This is a genomic window from Lysinibacillus sphaericus (assembly GCF_000600105.1).
In the GTDB taxonomy this organism is placed as follows: Bacteria; Bacillota; Bacilli; order Bacillales_A; family Planococcaceae; genus Lysinibacillus; species Lysinibacillus sphaericus.
Map to the genome: position 1 here is coordinate 2341292 of NZ_CP006837.1, position 16832 is coordinate 2358123.

Consider the following 16832-nt stretch of genomic DNA (forward strand, 5'->3'; position numbering starts at 1 on the left):
TGCATAATGCACATAAAAGGGCTACCGCCTTAGGCAAGTAGCCCAGCTTCCAGTAATGTTGATATGTTTATTTAACTTTAACCGTTTCAGCCACTGCTTCTTCAATGACAGCAGACTGAGCTGCTTTATGAGAATCTGCATCGCCTTCTGAAGTTGAGCTCATTGCAGGACGACCTACATAACGAAGCTTTTTACCTTCAGATAGCTCATATAATGTTTCTAATGCGTAATTCCAAGCACCTTGGTTTTTAGGTTCTTCTTGCACCCATGCAATTTCTTTTACATTTGGATACTTAGCAATAATATCAGCTACTTGCGCTGTTGGGAATGGGTAAAGTTGTTCTACACGCACAATGTGTAAGTGATCGAAGCCTTCTCCATCTTTCACGCGGTCTGCTAAATCGATCATTACTTTACCAGTACCTAATACAATACGCTCAACAGATTCCGTTTTTGTACCTAATCCTGGTTGCTCAATTACTTCTTGGAATGAACCATCTGCTAATTGCTCAGCACTTGCTGCAGCTAATGGATGACGAAGTAAAGATTTTGGTGATACAACAACTAATGGGCGTACACCCTCTGTTTCTAACATTGCTGCTTGACGGCGTAATAAGTGGTAGTAGTTACCTGCATTCGAGCAGTTCGCAACAAACCAGTTATTTTCTGCTGACATTTGTAAATAACGTTCCATACGACTTGAAGAGTGTTCAGGACCTTGACCTTCATAACCATGTGGTAAAAGGATGACAAAGCCTGATTTTTGACCCCATTTAGAACGTGCACCTGAAATGAAGTTATCAAACATCACCTGTGCCATGTTTGCAAAGTCACCAAATTGTGCTTCCCATACAGATAAAACATTGCCTTTTTCTAAATTGTAACCGTATTCAAAGCCTACAACTCCAGCTTCAGTTAATGGAGAGTTGTGAACTGTAAATGAAGCATTTGCACCTGAGATATGGTGAAGTGGTGTAAATACATTGCCGTTATTTTTGTCATGTAACACTAAATGACGTTGTGAGAATGTACCACGTTGCGCATCTTGACCAGTGAAACGAACAGGTGTGCCATCTTGAATAATTGTTGCGTATGCTAATGTTTCAGCATGACCCCAGTCAATTTTAGCAGAAGTAAATGCATCGCGACGTTTTTCTAAAATTTTACCTAATTTCTTTTGTGGCTCGAAGTTTTGTTCAAACACTAAAAGTTCTTCGTTTATTGTTTGTAAACGTTCAGCACCTACTGCTGTATCAATTTGTGGAAATTCAATTTTTAATTCTTCTGGCATCTCTATCTGTTTATGTTCATCTTTAGCTGCCATTTCTTTTACATGATCGTAAGCCACTTGCATTTCAGCATAGATTGCTGCATCAAGTGCTGCTACTTCATCAGCAGTAACTAGGCCTTCAGACACTAATTGCGCACCATACAATGTACGAATTGTATCATGTTTTGCAACAAGTTTATATGTTTCTGGATTTGTTACAGTTGGGTCATCTGTTTCATTGTGACCATGTCGACGGTAACCAATTAAGTCAACAATAATATCTTTACCGAATTTTTGGCGATAGTTAGCAGCAAAACGACCTACTTGTGCTACAGCTTCTGGGCTATCTGCATTGACATGTACAACTGGTACTTCGTAACCTTTTGCTGGGTCAGAAGAATAAACAGATGAACGTGAGTCTTGTAGTTCCGTAGTGAAACCAATCATATTGTTCGCAATGATATGAATTGTACCACCAGTTGAGAAACCTTCAGTTTTAGAATAGTTTAACACTTCTGTTACAATCCCTTGACCTGGGAATGCAGCGTCACCATGCACAAGGATACCTAGTCCTTTTGCTGGGTTATGCACAGCTTGCCCTGGCTTAGATGTCTCATCTTGTGTTGCACGAGTAGAACCTAATACTACCGGATTTCCAACTTCTAAGTGTGAAGGGTTATACGCTAGTTTGACATTCATACCTGATTCACGTGTATAAGAAGCACCCATGTGGTACTTCACATCACCAGTCCAACCTTTTGTAATTTCAAGTCGACCATGCTCTGGCATAAATAAATCGTTTGAAACATGTGCAAAGTCAGAGAACATCATGTCATATGGCTTATTTAAAATATGTGTTAGCACATTTAGACGACCACGGTGTGCCATACCAATACGAACATTTTCTACTTTGTTCGCTTCTACTGTTTTTAAAATTTCATCAAAAAGGACGATTTGAGTATCTAAACCTTCACCTGAGAAACGTTTTTGACCAACAAATGTTTTGTGAATAAATTTCTCAAAGTTCTCAACACGTGTTAAACGGTCTAATAACGCTTTTTTCTCATCTGAAGATAGTGCTTGTTTTAAAGAACCAGATTCAATTTGAGTTTGAATCCAATCACGTTCTTCAGTTACGACAACATGCCCATATTCAAAAGCTATTTTATCTGTATAAACAGATTTTAAATAATCAATTGCATCCTTACCATTTTTCACGCCCGCTGGCACATCTTTGAAGAAGATAGCAGCAGGAATTTCTGCTAAATCCGCAGGACTTAAGTTGAACGCACTTTCTTCAATTTGCGCTGTTTGAAGTGCACGATTTTTCAAAGGATAAATATCTGCTGCTAAATGTCCTTGTGAACGAATTGCATCAGCTAATTTAACAGCTGCCAATACCTTTTTATAATCGCCAGCAGGAGCTGCTGAACCACTTACTACAGCTACATCACCTTCTACTACGACTGGTGCACCAAATTGTTGGAATAATGATACTAACTCCGGTTCTACTTCTTCAGGAGACTGTAAGAATAAGTCGTATTGCTCCATCACATATCCTAAGTTAGGACCAGAGAAAGCTGACCATGGAGAACTTACAGTTGTAACGTTGTTCGACATGAAAAATGACCTCCAAATTTTGCCTATCGGCAGTTCCATTAATTAAATTACAATTAATTATATAATATTTTCCCGCTCATTAAAAGGATGTTTGACACAACTTATCCATAATTTAAAGAACGTTTTTTCCATCTCAATCTTACTACTCTTCACAGAAAATACAACTCTTTTTAGCAAATTAAGCAATTTTTTTCTCGAAGGCTAAAATTCTTAAATAAAGCGTGTATTTTTCTTAATATTTTAGCGGTATCTTCAACAAGAAAACGGTTCCAACATTTACTTCACTCTTGACTTCTATTGAAGCATTATATTTTTCAAGTAACATTTTAGAAATACTTAGCCCTAAGCCTGTACCGCCAATTTGACGATTTCTTGCTTCATCTACACGGTAAAAACGATCAAAAATATAGGGAAGGTTTTTTTCAGCTATTCCAATCCCATTATCTGTTATTTGAAATTCTACTTTTTCACCCTTCACAAAAAGGGAAATATTTACTTCCGGAACTTTTTCACAATAACGAATGGCATTTTCTACTATATTGCGAATTACTTGAGCAAGAGCATTCGGTGTTATAAAGACAGCCCCTATTTCGTCATTTTTCGACAGCGTAATAGTTGCATTCGGGTACAATTTCGCCATTTCACTTATGACACCTTCAATGACCGCGACCGGATTTGCTTCACTGGTGTCATCTTTCTCTTCACGTCGTGCGAGTTCAAGCAACTCTTCAATCATTTTTCGCATCCTAGTAATTTCCGTTAATGATGTATCTATCGATTCTTCTAGAATCACTGGATCATCCTTACCCCACCGCTTGAGTAGTGAGAGATGGCCTTCAATTGCTTGAATAGGTGTCCGCAGTTCGTGAGAAGCATCCGCAACAAATTGCTGCTGTTGAGCAAATGATATTTGTAGCTCATTCATCATGGCATTGTACATTTTCAATAAGTCACCAATTTCATCTTGTGATGAGTAGGATAGCTGTATTGGTTCATTAAAACCTTGGTCCATTACAGTTTTCATTGATGCACGCAATGCATGAAGTGGCTTCGTTAAATAATTCGCTAAATAATACCCAATGGAACCTGAAAGGAACAATGCGCCGACTCCTGCTATAAGCATGGCGGTCAACAAATAACGCATTAAGGATTCAAAACGTGTTAACGGATGAATCACTTGAATATATACTTGAAAAAAACCAAGCTTTATTGGCTCATTGACGACATATGCCTCTTTTTTATCAATGGTCATTTGCACAATTTTCTGCATGGGAGAAAGAGGTGCAGCTTTGGAGGCATTATTAATTCGCAAAATTTCAATACCATCATTATTATATAGTCTAACCGTTTGATCGCGATCAACTATCGATTTTAATAATCCTGTATTTTGCTGGATTTGTTGGATAGATATATTGGGTCCTTGTGATTCTAAAAATGAAGCGACATCATCTCTAGTTCGTTTCACTTTACTAACTTCATCATTTAGTAGCCAAGTATGCAGTGAAACATAGACGACGATACAAATTATAGCGTAGCTAATAAAAATGACCGCACTCGATGTCAACATCCACTTTCTTTGCAAAGAAAGATTGCTGAAATAGGCTTTTATTTTATTCATTCACGCATCACGTATCCTACCCCACGTACGGTTTCGATATAGGCATTTAAATCACCAGGTAGTTTTGTCCTTAGATGACGGATGTATACATCCACCACATTTGTCTCAATATCTGCATCATACCCCCAGACAGAAGTTAATATAAGCTCTCTTGTACATACGCGGTTTTTATGTTCTATTAATAACTTCAACAAATCATATTCGGTTTTTGTAAGATCAAGTCTTTGCCCTTGCACCAATACCTCATATGCATCAATATCGATTTCAATATCTCGAAAACGTAATGTATGACCCACCATTTTTTCATTAGGCTCCACACGGCGTAAAATGGTACGTATACGTGCCAGTAATTCTTCAATGGCAAAAGGCTTCACGATGTAATCATCGGCTCCTGCGTCTAAACCTGCAACTCGATCCATCACTGCATCTCTCGCAGTAAGTAAAATAATGGGTACTTGAGACTGCGTACGAACGCGGCGACAAATCTCAATTCCATTAATCCCGGGCAGCATGACATCTAATAATAGAACATCATAGTTTTCTGTTGTAGCAAGTGCAAGACCTTCCCGCCCATCAAAGGCTACGGTCACATCATAGCTTTCATGCTGTAACTCCAGTTCAACAAAACGAGCGATATGTTTTTCATCTTCTACCAATAGTATTTTTTTAGGCATCTAATCACCTTCTATTTCAATCTAATAACTTCTTTTCTAGCATAACATCATTTAAAAAGCCTGTACCACAAGTAAATACTCGTTTGTACAGACTTATTTTAAAGTGGGCCAGTTATAAATAAATTGTTTTTCCCACTTTCCTTTGCTTTATATAATGCTTGGTCTGCTAAATCCATTAGCTCCTCTAATGTAGTTGCATGGTCTGGATAATAGGCAATTCCTATAGAGGCAGTAGGTGCAAAGAAATGATTTTCGATTGTCCAACCTTTTTTTAATTCATTGCGAATACGGTTAATGATATGCATCATTTGACCTTGCCTTGCTTCAGGTTTACGCGTTAAACCTGTTAAAATAATGATAAATTCGTCCCCACCCATTCGAATAACAAGATCGTGACTACGCACAGAGGTAATTAACACATTACCAAATTTGCGGATAAAATCATCCCCCATATCATGTCCGAATTGATCATTTACATCTTTAAAGTCATCTCCATCAATATATAACATGGCAATACAAGCGTTTTTGGCATGTGCGTCCATCAGTATTTTGGGAAATTCCTTTGTTAGATACCTTCGATTCGGTAGCTGCGTTAAACTATCATGATAAGCAAGATAAAGTAAATCATTTTCTCGTTCTTTACGATGGGTAATTTCACGTGAAACCATAATAATTTGTGAGATTGTTTCGCGTTCTGTATCATGAACGACCGTTACATTTCCTTCTGTCCAAACTGGTGTACCATCTTTCCCTTGAAGCAATAGCTCAAATTGTGTATCAGTCTTCTCTGTAAAATCATTTAGAAACGCTTGCCACGCTGGTTTACTTTGCTCATCAATAATATCACTGTAAAACTGGCCTTGTAATTCAACAATTGCGTAACCTAAATACATTCTGTAAGACGGTGAGGCATAAATAATGATACCATCTTCATTTAAGATGACAATTAAATCATTTGTATTTTCAGTAATTAATCGGAATGTCCGTTCAATATTTTTTAATTCCGTTAACATTCTTTTCTTGTCCGTAATATCATAGTTAATGGATAAATATTGCTCCACTTGGCCAAATTCATTTTTCAAGGGCACAATAGCAGCCTCTACCCAATAGTCTGCATGATATTTAGTGCGGTAGCACAGCTCACCTCGCCACACCTCTCCTAATGCCAGGGTTTCATTAATTGCTTGAAACACGCTTTTTTTATTATTACGGGGTTCAATAAGGTCATAAGGATGGCCTAGCAATTCACTGGCTGTAAATCCCGAAGCATTTAAAAATAAATCATTTACTTCCACGATTTTTCCTTCGATATCTAAAATAGCAATGGAAGTGGCAGAATTTAAAGCTGCCTTGTACACTTCAAGGCCATGGGATGTCGAACGCAATGCGGCCTGTTGTTCTGTGAATTGCGTAAAATCTTGCATGATTAAGAAAATAGCAAAGGAATTGTCTCCTTGCATTACTGGTGACATTGATACTAAATACATGCGCTCCTGTTGATCCAACGTATGTAATTTAATAAGCTTCTCTGCAATATTTTCCCCCATTGCTGCTCTTTGTAAATAGTCTTGTATTTTTTCTATTTCCTCTTTTGGAATGATGGGCAAATCGATAAATGGCTGATGTTTCACCATATCGTTATCCAAATCAAAATCTTCCATGAAGCTTGTATTTACTTCAAATATAGTACCTTCAGCAGATAAAATAACGGTTGAAAAAAAAGCGTGGTCAAAAATAGACCGCATAAATAAAAACTTATCTTCAACACTTCTGTCATATAAGATTTCTTTTGTAATAGCTAAAATATAGTATTCATTTCCGTCTTTAATCGGGCGGACAGATGTCTCATATTTTCGCACTTCCGATTCAACATAGGCATAATCGACGTAATCGACCTGCTGATGTTGAGCGATTGCTCGATGATAATTTTCTTGAATAATGACAAAATTCCGACTAGAAGTAACAGCAGATAGCATTTTTCCAATGGCGTTATTGGATAACAGTGCTTGGGCAGCTTGATTTAAGCGAATATATTGATAATCGTCTCCAACTCTTTTCATTAAATAGACGAAATCTTCTCCAATAAATAGTTGATTGAATAGTTTTTCGCTTAAAAGATATTCCATGATGTCACTCCCCATTATAAAGTCACATATATATATAAATTCGTTATAAATGTATTTATTTATAAAATAAAAATTACACTAGTATTATAACATATTTACAATCATTTAACTTTGTTGAATTACGAAAGATTCTATCCTTTTTCGAGTAAAATTTGATAATATTTCACTTTTCACAAGGCAAAACGATACTAAGGAAATACTTTTTTTCGTCATTTTTATGAAACATATAACTTTAATAGACTTTAAATCATATATAACAAAAGTAGGGAAATGATATCTTTCACCTTTTTTCTGAATTAACTGACAATTAAACTTAATTTTCGTTTAAAAGAGCAAAATGATTGCACCAAGCAGTAGACTTGTTATATTATATTAATAAAACTAGCCATTTTTCGGTATGGTCGCAAAATCAGTAAGACAGCGGGAGATTATGGATTTCATAGTTATAACGTCTAGTTCTTTGGGTTTTTAATTCCAGTACGAATTTTAGTTTTATTCTTTATGCTTTAACGGAATTGTTTTAACTACCCTTGCAAAGGAGGCGTTTCGTATGCTTAAACATCGAGACCTACATGAATGTACAGAGCTTTATGAGCTATTATCGCATCCATCTGTTTTTCCCTTCGTTCGCCAAAAGGCACAATCTGCGGACGAATACTGGTTTATGACCAAGCAACTAATCGAAGAAGAAGCGAGAGGGCTCGCTATCTCCAGGACAATAACTGATGATTGGGGTCAACCGATTGGCACCATTAGCATTCATGATGTGGAAGACGGTGCTGGCTTCCTCGGAACGTGGATAGGACTCCCCTATCAAGGGCAAGGTTACAACCAAAAAGCAAAAATGCTCTTCTTAAATGAATTATTTTTTGATTATAATTTCCATACGGTTTTCCTCCGTATACGAGTAGAAAATAGTAAATCACAGCGTGCCGCTTTAAAGTTGCCTTATGTTGTAAGTGCAAATGATAGTCACCCAACATTACTAGCACAAGTTAACAGCGGAGAAGCACAATTTAATCTATATAAAATACCACGTGACTTGTTCTATCTAACAACTGCCAATCAAACGCAAGAAGGCGAAGAACAAGCAATGTAATAACCAACAAAAAAAGCTATGTGCACTGTTTATTATAACAGTACACATAGCTTTTTATTTTTTATATTGCAATATTAACTTCGCCATTTCGTTTGGCGTTTTAGGTCTTTGCGTCTTTTCCATTGCTGGTATGATTTCTGATTTACGCGCTGTTAACGTATAAACTGATTTCATAAATGTTTCTTTTGTTAGTTCTTCCTCTTGTAAAACTTCAGCGTACCCTTGCTTTTTAAATAACTTTGCATTTAAAATTTGATCGCCACGACTTTTTTGTGCAGATAGAGGAATTAATAGCATTGGCTTATGCAGGGCTAAAAATTCAAATATAGAGTTAGACCCTGCACGAGAAACAACAAAATCTGCTACATGCAGTAAATCCGGTAATTCCGTCGTAACATAGTCAAACTGTTTATAGCCTTTCATTGACTCTAAGCTGTCGTCTTTATTTCCTTTTCCACATAGATGTATTACTTGAAATGTTTGAAGTAGTTCAGGTAAATTATGGCGTAATGCATCATTTAACACAACCGAACCAAGACTTCCCCCCATCACTAAAAGAACAGGTTTTGACGCTGTAAAGTCACAGAAAGCAAGGCCTTTTGCTTTATTCCCATTAAATAATTCTTGACGAATAATGGAACCTGTACAAGTAGCCTTTTCCTTTGGCAAGTGCTGAAGCGTCTCTTCAAAAATAGTGAAGATATGCGAAGCAAATGGAAGTGCAATTTTATTAGCTAATCCGGGCGTTACATCGGATTCATGTATGACAACCGGTACGCCTGCCACTTTAGCTGCCATCACGACAGGTACAGAGACAAAACCACCTTTTGAAAAAATAACCTCTGGCTTTACTTTCTTTATAATGCGAAATGCTTGCATAATGCCAGCAAGTACTTTAAAAGGATCTGTAAAGTTTTTCATAGAGAAATAACGACGCAATTTCCCGCTAGCAATCCCATAGAACGGGACGTCAGGAAATGCCTCGCCAATTAATTCTTTTTCAATACCTTGCTCTGAACCAATATAGTGGACATCGTAACCTAGTTCAAGTAAAGAAGGTAATATCGCTTGATTAAGTGATACATGGCCTGCTGTCCCACCACCGGTTAAAATGATTGTTTGTTGTTTCACGTAAATTCTCCTATTCCTTAAAAGCCATTGTAGCAAACGCCACTTTTGTTTACAGTCTTTTATTTTACTATATGCGAAAGAAAAGATATAGATGAAGCTTTAATTTTTCATCATATGATGTTTACTATATGCTATACTAATTCATCATGCTTATAAAAGGAAGTTACTCACTATGTATAAAACGACAACGTTAAAGCAAAAGTATTCACTCATTTTAAAAATCATTGTACCTATTCTAATTACCCAAGTAGCCATTTATCTCATTTCTTTTTTCGACATTTTAATGTCTAGCCGCTACGGTACTTCTGATTTGGCAGGAGTCTCCATTGGGTCGTCCATTTGGATGCCTATCTATACTGGGCTTTCAGGTATATTATTAGCAATAACACCGATTGTCTCCCAGCTTGTTGGCGCAAAGAAAGAACAATTAGCAAAACAAGCAGTGCAGCAAGGCTTATATGTCGCACTTGTACTTTCTGCATGTATTTTTATCATATTATTTATCGGGCTCGATTGGATACTGGGAAATATGCAATTAGACGCCGCTGTACATAACATTGCTAAATCTTATATTCATGCAATGTGCGCTGGTCTTATTCCACTCTTTTTATTTTTTGTTCTACGTTGTTTTATCGATGCGTTAGGTCAAACACGAGTAACCATGATTATTACACTGCTAGGAACACCTATTAATATTTTCTTAAATTATATTTTCATTTTCGGAAAGTTCGGTGCACCTGAGCTTGGTGGTGTTGGTGCAGGTGTTGCAACAGCCATTACGTATTGGCTAATTTTCTTTATTACGGTTTGGATTATTGCTAAACGCGTGCCTTTTGAACACTTTACTATTTTCCGTGAATGGCCAAAGTTACAATGGCTTAGCTGGAAAGAAATCTTAGTTATTGGTGTGCCAATCGGTATTTCCTTATTTGCGGAAACGAGTATTTTTTCTGCCGTCACAATGATGATGAGTAGCTTTAGCACAGAAATCATCGCTGCCCATCAAATCGCCATTAACTTTACGTCGTTGTTATATATGGTTCCTCTAAGTATTTCAATGGGTGTAACGATTTTAGTAGGTTTTGAAATTGGTGCGGGCCGTTTACGTGATGCAAAAATCTATAGCTATTTATGCGTAGGTACAGCAATACTATTTAGTTTTTTCTCAGCTTGCATTCTCTACTTACTTCGCGAACAAATCGCTACAATGTATTCAAGCGATGCGCTAGTTTTAAAAAATGCGCAAGTCTTTTTAGTGTATGCTGCCATTTTCCAACTATCTGATTCTATTCAAGCACCTGTTCAGGGCGCATTACGAGGATACAAGGATGTGACCATCACGTTTATCATGGCTATTATCTCGTATTGGATTATCGGATTGCCAACAGGTTATGTACTAGCTAACTATACTGATTTGGGTCCAGCTGGTTATTGGTTAGGGCTTGTAGCTGGTCTATCTGCGGGTGCTATTACCTTATTAATCCGTTTATTACGCGTACAAAGAAAATTTGCCCTATAATGAAAAAAGCGCAAAAATGGTGATTCAACATCAACATTTTTGCGTTTTGTTAGTTAAACAATAGATGCAAGCTCCTTATTAACGGAGTATGCCTGTACGAATAATCGTTACTTTCACTTTTGGTTCAATCGTAAGCGAAGCAAATTGCTCGCGCCAGTCTTCCTCGAAAAATTTGGGATGATAAGCGCGAATATAACGCCCTATCCCTAACGTGTCGGACTTCTGTTCTTGCAGTATTTTTATTACTTCCTCAAAATCAGCTTGTATTTTTTGTTGGAACATCTCCTCTATCGTTTTAAACGTCTCCTCTTTATACAAATGATCTTTTGAAAACTCTTCTATTTCTACGTCAATTTTAAAATCCATTGTTATTTTTTTCATTTCTTCATTGATAATCCATTTTCTTTTTAAATGGATTACCTCCCCAGTAACAGGTACATCCTCGTTATTGAACTTGAGCATATATTGTATACGTGCATGTTGACTCGCTTTATCCATTAATAAAAGCATATAAAAGGATTCCTTAGGATTCAAAATTTTCCCAGTAAACACTTGCCCAGAAAACAATGCCACTCCTGCAGCTTCCGCGCTATGTTCTTCTTCGTCCATTTTAATATAAGGGATGGCAATATCTTTGGCATTATCAAACAATGTCGATCCGATCATTTGTAAATTCAGTTTAGGGTAAATTGTATTTTTTTCTGTACTTTCAATAAAGCGTTGATAATAACCTCCTGCATTATCCGTTACTTCTTTTGTTAACTCAACAAAAGGTTTTACACTCCCCTCAGTCAATGCCACTTTAATAGAAATTGGATTTTGAGGATCACGAAAATAAATATCTAATAGGTCATATAAAGGTTCTTTTACCGTTTCAATTGAAATAAGCAATGTTGAAAGTTCAGACAAGTCAAGTGTTTGTTCAACCTTCAAATCGGCATTATTTCGTACATCACGTGGAGAAATACCTTTTGCTTCAATTAACATAATCTGACTTTGCTTATTAATTGTTTTCGGATAAGCATAATATCCTTTATATTCGCCCATTGTCCCTTCTATACCAGCAAGGGATACGACTGATGAATTTTTATATAAGCGTTCGTCCCAACAACCCGCAAGTAGTACAACTGACAGAACGATTATTGCTTTTCGATACACGTTTTCCCCCTCCATTTATTCCATAAAATGATGAGAATCGGTAAGAGAAAAGTGAAAATTAATATTATATAATGGAAGGAATTTTTCATTAATTCAATCACCTTAAACTTAACTAAAAAAATTGGCACAATCGCAAGCAATAGATGGTAAAAAACGGTTGTCTTTTTAGTTCCTTTCTTACCTATTCCAAAATGGACGACCCTTATCGTTAAATTAAAAATTAATACTGTGATGATGGACCAGGATAACCAAATATATACAAAGAAAATATCTAGTCGCTTTACAAATGTAACTTCTTGAGATTTTAAAATATAGATAATTGGCTCTGGCACTAACTTAATCTCTTCGATAGTAAAAAACATTTGGGAAAACATAACGGAAATCAAATAAAAGACAAAAATGATGAGCTGATACATCAATATTTGCTTGCTTTTTAAAGTCAATTCCTTTTGTAAAAAAGGACGATAAATCAGATACATTTCCGCTCCCATAAATGCAAAAACACTATGAATAATGCCCTGAATTATTTCCTTATAATTATTAAATTCGAGCGGTAATAAGTTTGTCCATGTAAGATCTGGAACCGCAAGCATTAAAAAAATGATAAAAATAAATATAAGCGGAATAAACATAACACCAATATTAATAACGGTTTCTGGTCGACTTACATTACCGTATAACGACAGTGCTACAATGAAAACGATGATTATCCACTCGGGCGTTTGAGGCAAAACCCATGATGCTAAAACATACACCATATAGGCTAAAAATGTCGCTATCATTAAAAACCAATACACCTTATACACCCATTGAAAAAATGTATTCAAGTAAAAATATCGATAATACCGCTCAAAAAATAGTAATACTAAATAATGTAATGTGGTTGCTACGATAAATAGCACCCAGGCCTTATTTTTACTTTCGCTTATTAAAGGCGTCTGAAAGGAAATATAAATAATCCCTGTTTCAATGAAAAACATTAGTAAAAAAAATTGCCCTTTGGATAACGAAAAATTCAAGGTGTATCACCATTCTTTACACTGTCATCTTTCGGTGAACTAAAAGATGTCACTTGGACAGTAGGTTTAAAGAACGGTCCTCGCACGAACACTTTATAGATTTCTTTTGGTTGGAACGGCACAATTGGAGCAAAGTATGGCTGTTTTAAAGAGCTTAAATTAATAAGGTGAATTAACAATACCACTACACCAATAACTATGCCGAAAAAGCCAAATAGTGAGGCTAGTACCATAAATGGAAATCGTAATATACGGATAGAGGTGTTAAGCTCTACTGACGGTACAACATAGCTAGAAATTGCAGTTAAAGCGACGACAATTACCATTAAGTTCGACACTAATCCAGCACTTACTATGGCATCACCTATAACTAATCCTCCGACAATCCCTATGGTCTGCCCCACTGATTGAGGCAATCGAATACTAGATTCCCGTATAAGCTCCATTATAATTTCTAATATTAGCGCCTCTATTAATGGCCGATAAGGGATTTCATTCACATCATTTTTCACCTGATTACTCAATTCTAATGGCAATACTTCAAAATGAAAACTGATAATTGCAATGTAAAATGCTGGCAAAAAAACAGCAGCAAAAAATGAAAATAACCGCACCATGCGATAAAAAGAACCTACCAATACTCGACCATTATAATCGTCAGGCGATTGATAAAAAGAAAAAACGTAACAGGTGCAATCAATGCTGTTGGAGAGATATTCGTTATCAACACCACTTTACCTTCAACTAAATTAGCAACAACCCGGTCAGGACGCTCCGTATTAAGCAATTGAGGAAAAGGCGACCATACGGAATCTTCTAACTCATCACTTAGTTGACCAACACTATAAAAATAATCGATGTTAATGCCATCGATACGCTTTTCAATTTCAGCTAACGTTTCTGCTTTAATGACTCCGTCAATGTAAAGATAATAAGCTTTTGTATTTGTCTCTTTGCCAATTGAAAAGGATTTTACGACCAGCGAAGGATTATGAATTCGTTTGCGTAATAAGGCTAAATTGGTTTCAACGCTTTCTACTAGTCCTTCATGTGATCCGCGCAGAACATGTTCATTATTCGGCTCATCAGGATTGCGGTGTACTTGATTGACAATCGTAAGTGAAAGCATTTCACCTGTATCAGGAATAATGATTAGCGTTTCACCATTACAAATATGTTCGATGGCTTGTGGTAACGAAAATGGCTTCAGAGTCGTCATTATCGTTTCACTCCAGAACGGCTTGTTTGTATCTAAACGTGCATAAATTGTATCGAGTAATTTTTGCGCTTCTTTTGCATCTACAAGCGAGGAATAAAAGCATAAAATAGCAGACGTTCCTTCTCGCCAGTCTACTTGTCTTACTGTAAAATCGGATGATTGATTAAATGCTTTTTGTAAGCTTTTCATCATTAATTCCACTTTATTCATAAAACGCCTCCTATACTTGGAAGTATAGGCAAAAACGGCTTATTTCAAACGGCAATGCCTTTGGATTATCCTGTTTTCTTCATTGTTTATATTTTTTTTACCTTAAAAAATAAAAAGACATCCAAATAAGCCTTGAAGACTTATTGGACATCCTATTTAAATACGTTGTTTCTATTAAATTTTCACAATATTACTTTTGGATAAACTGTTGCGTCCAGTAGTTACCTGACTTCACATACCCTACACCAATATGTGTATAATTAGCATTTAAAATATTGGCACGGTGACCCGGTGAATCCATCCAAGCTTGTACAACTTCTTGTGGAGAACGTTGACCTTGGGCGATATTTTCACCCGCACTCTTATAAGTGATGCCTAGCGCTTTCATACGATCAAATGGTGAACCAAATGTTGGGCTCGTATGTGAAAAATATTTCTTTGATTGCATGTCTTGAGATTTTTCTCGTGCTGCAGCCATCAGTTTATCATCTGTTTGTAGAGCCTTTAATCCTGCTTTCGTACGCTCAGCATTCGTTAATTTCACTACCTCTTGTTCAAAAGCATTCACATCCGATGTTGTTGTAGTCGGATTAGATGTAGTTGGTGGTGTTGTCGTTGTCGTATTTTGTTGATTTGTTGGTTTATTTGTTTGTTGATTTGTTTGCGTATCTTTTGACGGTGCAGTTGTATTTGGTTTAGTTACAACCCACTTGTGATTTGACCAATTATTATAATAGTAAACTTTACAGTTCGTTGTCTGATTTGCTGTGTTCCCTTCTGTAGTATTAGAAGCAGCAGAAGCCAATTGAATTGGAGCTGCTAAAAGAAATGTTGCACAAATTGCAGTAAGTGTTTTTTTCATTTTGCAATTCCTCCTATCTGCAACCTATCGTAAAGTATGATTCTATAAAAAATCTTCCCAACATCTGCTAGCATGTCCAATAGAAAAGTAGTTTCCGTTAAACAGGGGTTTTTTTGTTATATTTTTTAGCAAGTTTCACCAACCTATGAAATACTTACGTTTTAAATAGGGTTGACAGTATTCAATTTTTGTTCGTATTTTGACTACGATTTTAATAGAATAGCACACTGGCCAATCACTAAAATTGCCTGTCGAAAATAAAAAGTGAGCAAAATCATTTTTTGGCTATGCCTATAAAAAAATCTGCTCGGCTCCACTGAATGACTTAAATCTTCAGAAAGAACACGGGCAGATGAAGTTTATTATCTAAAGTAAAGCATGGTACACTAATTATTTAATCAATACCTATGACATGAACATGACCAATGTTTTCACCTATTAAAACAAGCTTTGCAGGCATTTTAATGAATTCTGGCAACCATTGTACCATTCCATAGGCATACTGAAACAGCATTGGATTTTTAACGCCTTCTATTGGAACGTAGCCTTTCATTCGGTACACCGTATCTGGTAATCCACGTACCCACTCTTCAATTTGCTCTTGTGTAAAGTGAACACCTTCAAATTCAACTAAACGAGAACCTAAATGCATGGAGGCTATCGGGGCTTTCACAATATGTTGCTTATCGATTTTAACGGTGGCAGATAAATTTTCTAGTAAATGGTACGGTACACGCCCATTTGTTGTTTGCAAAATAAATGCCTGGGGATTAAAACCTTGTAGCTCATAAACGACTTGCGCTTGCTCCGCCTCTGTTAATAAATCGGTTTTATTGGCTAGTAATAAATGCGCGTGACGAATTTGTTCCATAAACAATGTACGCACTTGCGGTGTTAATGTATCACGATGTAACCAAAGCTTCGAGTCCGCAACTGTAACAATCCCCTTGACATTTAACTGCTCAGCAAAGATAGGGGAATAGACAGCATCCAATGCTTCTACAGGGTGAGCCGCTCCAGTTGTTTCAATAATTAGAACGTGAAATTCACTATCTAATAGAAGAGACTGAATTTGAGCTTCTGTTTTTTCAGCTCCTGAACAACAAATACAGCCTTCTAGCATCTCTTTGAGCGGCACGTCCTCTTCTACAGCTTGAGAATCAAATGGTAGCTTGCCAAGTTCATTCATAATTACAGCCGGCTTTAACCCTTTTTCTTTTAGTTGTCGTATAACATCAGTCAGCATAGATGTCTTACCACTTCCAAGAAATCCACTAAATAAATATACATCCTTCACAATTCATTCC

General features: G+C 36.5%; 11 protein-coding genes and 1 pseudogene. 2 read left to right on the forward strand and 10 right to left on the reverse strand.

All coding sequences use genetic code 11. From position 1 onward, the window contains the following. Nucleotides 1-67 precede the first annotated feature (67 nt). The 4 genes from T479_RS10875 to T479_RS10890 all read right to left on the reverse strand — a co-directional run bounded on the left by T479_RS10875 (nucleotide 68) and on the right by T479_RS10890 (nucleotide 7308). A complete protein-coding gene (locus T479_RS10875; protein ID WP_025219556.1) occupies nucleotides 68-2890 on the reverse strand; it encodes a 2-oxoglutarate dehydrogenase E1 component in 2823 nt (940 codons plus the stop codon). Between the two features lie 232 nt (nucleotides 2891-3122). Next, nucleotides 3123-4508: a sensor histidine kinase gene (locus tag T479_RS10880; RefSeq protein WP_025219557.1), complete on the reverse strand. Its 1386-nt coding sequence runs from the start codon at nucleotides 4506-4508 to the stop codon at nucleotides 3123-3125. After that, nucleotides 4505-5182, reverse strand: coding sequence for a response regulator transcription factor (locus tag T479_RS10885; RefSeq protein ID WP_024361633.1), 678 nt, complete (start codon nucleotides 5180-5182; stop codon nucleotides 4505-4507). Before T479_RS10885 ends, T479_RS10880 begins: the two co-directional genes overlap by 4 nt. 98 nt (nucleotides 5183-5280) lie before the next feature. Continuing rightward, the gene (locus T479_RS10890; protein ID WP_025219558.1) at nucleotides 5281-7308 is read right to left on the reverse strand and encodes a diguanylate cyclase domain-containing protein; all 2028 of its coding nucleotides are present in this window, start codon (nucleotides 7306-7308) and stop codon (nucleotides 5281-5283) included. A gap of 550 nt (nucleotides 7309-7858) precedes the next feature. Here T479_RS10890 and T479_RS10895 point away from each other — a divergent pair. Next, nucleotides 7859-8407, forward strand: a complete 549-nt coding sequence (locus T479_RS10895; RefSeq protein WP_024361631.1) for a GNAT family N-acetyltransferase — start codon at nucleotides 7859-7861, stop codon at nucleotides 8405-8407. A gap of 54 nt (nucleotides 8408-8461) precedes the next feature. On the opposite strand, the gene T479_RS10900 is transcribed toward T479_RS10895, so the two are convergent. Beyond that, nucleotides 8462-9538: an undecaprenyldiphospho-muramoylpentapeptide beta-N-acetylglucosaminyltransferase gene (locus tag T479_RS10900; RefSeq protein WP_025219559.1), complete on the reverse strand. Its 1077-nt coding sequence runs from the start codon at nucleotides 9536-9538 to the stop codon at nucleotides 8462-8464. 172 nt (nucleotides 9539-9710) lie between these two features. Here T479_RS10900 and T479_RS10905 point away from each other — a divergent pair, with 172 nt between their 5' ends. Beyond that, nucleotides 9711-11057 (forward strand): MATE family efflux transporter, encoded by a 1347-nt coding sequence (locus T479_RS10905; RefSeq protein WP_025219560.1) that lies wholly within the window; start codon nucleotides 9711-9713, stop codon nucleotides 11055-11057. A gap of 78 nt (nucleotides 11058-11135) precedes the next feature. Here T479_RS10905 and T479_RS10910 read toward each other — a convergent pair whose 3' ends face one another. The 5 genes and pseudogenes from T479_RS10910 to T479_RS10930 form a co-directional block, all read right to left on the reverse strand. Further along, nucleotides 11136-12215, reverse strand: coding sequence for a Ger(x)C family spore germination protein (locus T479_RS10910; RefSeq protein WP_025219561.1), 1080 nt, complete (start codon nucleotides 12213-12215; stop codon nucleotides 11136-11138). Continuing rightward, nucleotides 12197-13234 (reverse strand): GerAB/ArcD/ProY family transporter, encoded by a 1038-nt coding sequence (locus T479_RS10915; RefSeq protein WP_024361627.1) that lies wholly within the window; start codon nucleotides 13232-13234, stop codon nucleotides 12197-12199. Before T479_RS10915 ends, T479_RS10910 begins: the two co-directional genes overlap by 19 nt. After that, nucleotides 13231-14663: pseudogene (locus T479_RS10920) on the reverse strand (spore germination protein). The gene T479_RS10915 and the pseudogene T479_RS10920 overlap by 4 nt, the downstream one beginning before the upstream one ends. A gap of 190 nt (nucleotides 14664-14853) precedes the next feature. Further along, a complete protein-coding gene (locus T479_RS10925) occupies nucleotides 14854-15525 on the reverse strand; it encodes a YkwD family sporulation-associated protein (RefSeq protein ID WP_024361625.1) in 672 nt (223 codons plus the stop codon). Between the two features lie 394 nt (nucleotides 15526-15919). Next, on the reverse strand, nucleotides 15920-16822 hold the full coding sequence (locus T479_RS10930) for a CobW family GTP-binding protein (RefSeq protein ID WP_025219562.1): 903 nt from the start codon (nucleotides 16820-16822) through the stop codon (nucleotides 15920-15922). Between the last annotated feature and the right edge of the window lie 10 nt (nucleotides 16823-16832).

Excerpts from the sequence above, each read along its gene's own strand:
- T479_RS10890 (WP_025219558.1), bottom strand. The coding sequence starts at position 7,308 with ATGGAATATCTTTTAAGCGAAAAACTATTCAATCAACTATTTATTGGA.
- T479_RS10880 (WP_025219557.1), bottom strand. The coding sequence starts at position 4,508 with ATGAATAAAATAAAAGCCTATTTCAGCAATCTTTCTTTGCAAAGAAAG.
- T479_RS10925 (WP_024361625.1), bottom strand. The coding sequence starts at position 15,525 with ATGAAAAAAACACTTACTGCAATTTGTGCAACATTTCTTTTAGCAGCT.
- T479_RS10885 (WP_024361633.1), bottom strand. The coding sequence starts at position 5,182 with ATGCCTAAAAAAATACTATTGGTAGAAGATGAAAAACATATCGCTCGT.
- T479_RS10905 (WP_025219560.1), top strand. The coding sequence starts at position 9,711 with ATGTATAAAACGACAACGTTAAAGCAAAAGTATTCACTCATTTTAAAA.
- T479_RS10875 (WP_025219556.1), bottom strand. The coding sequence starts at position 2,890 with ATGTCGAACAACGTTACAACTGTAAGTTCTCCATGGTCAGCTTTCTCT.
- T479_RS10895 (WP_024361631.1), top strand. The coding sequence starts at position 7,859 with ATGCTTAAACATCGAGACCTACATGAATGTACAGAGCTTTATGAGCTA.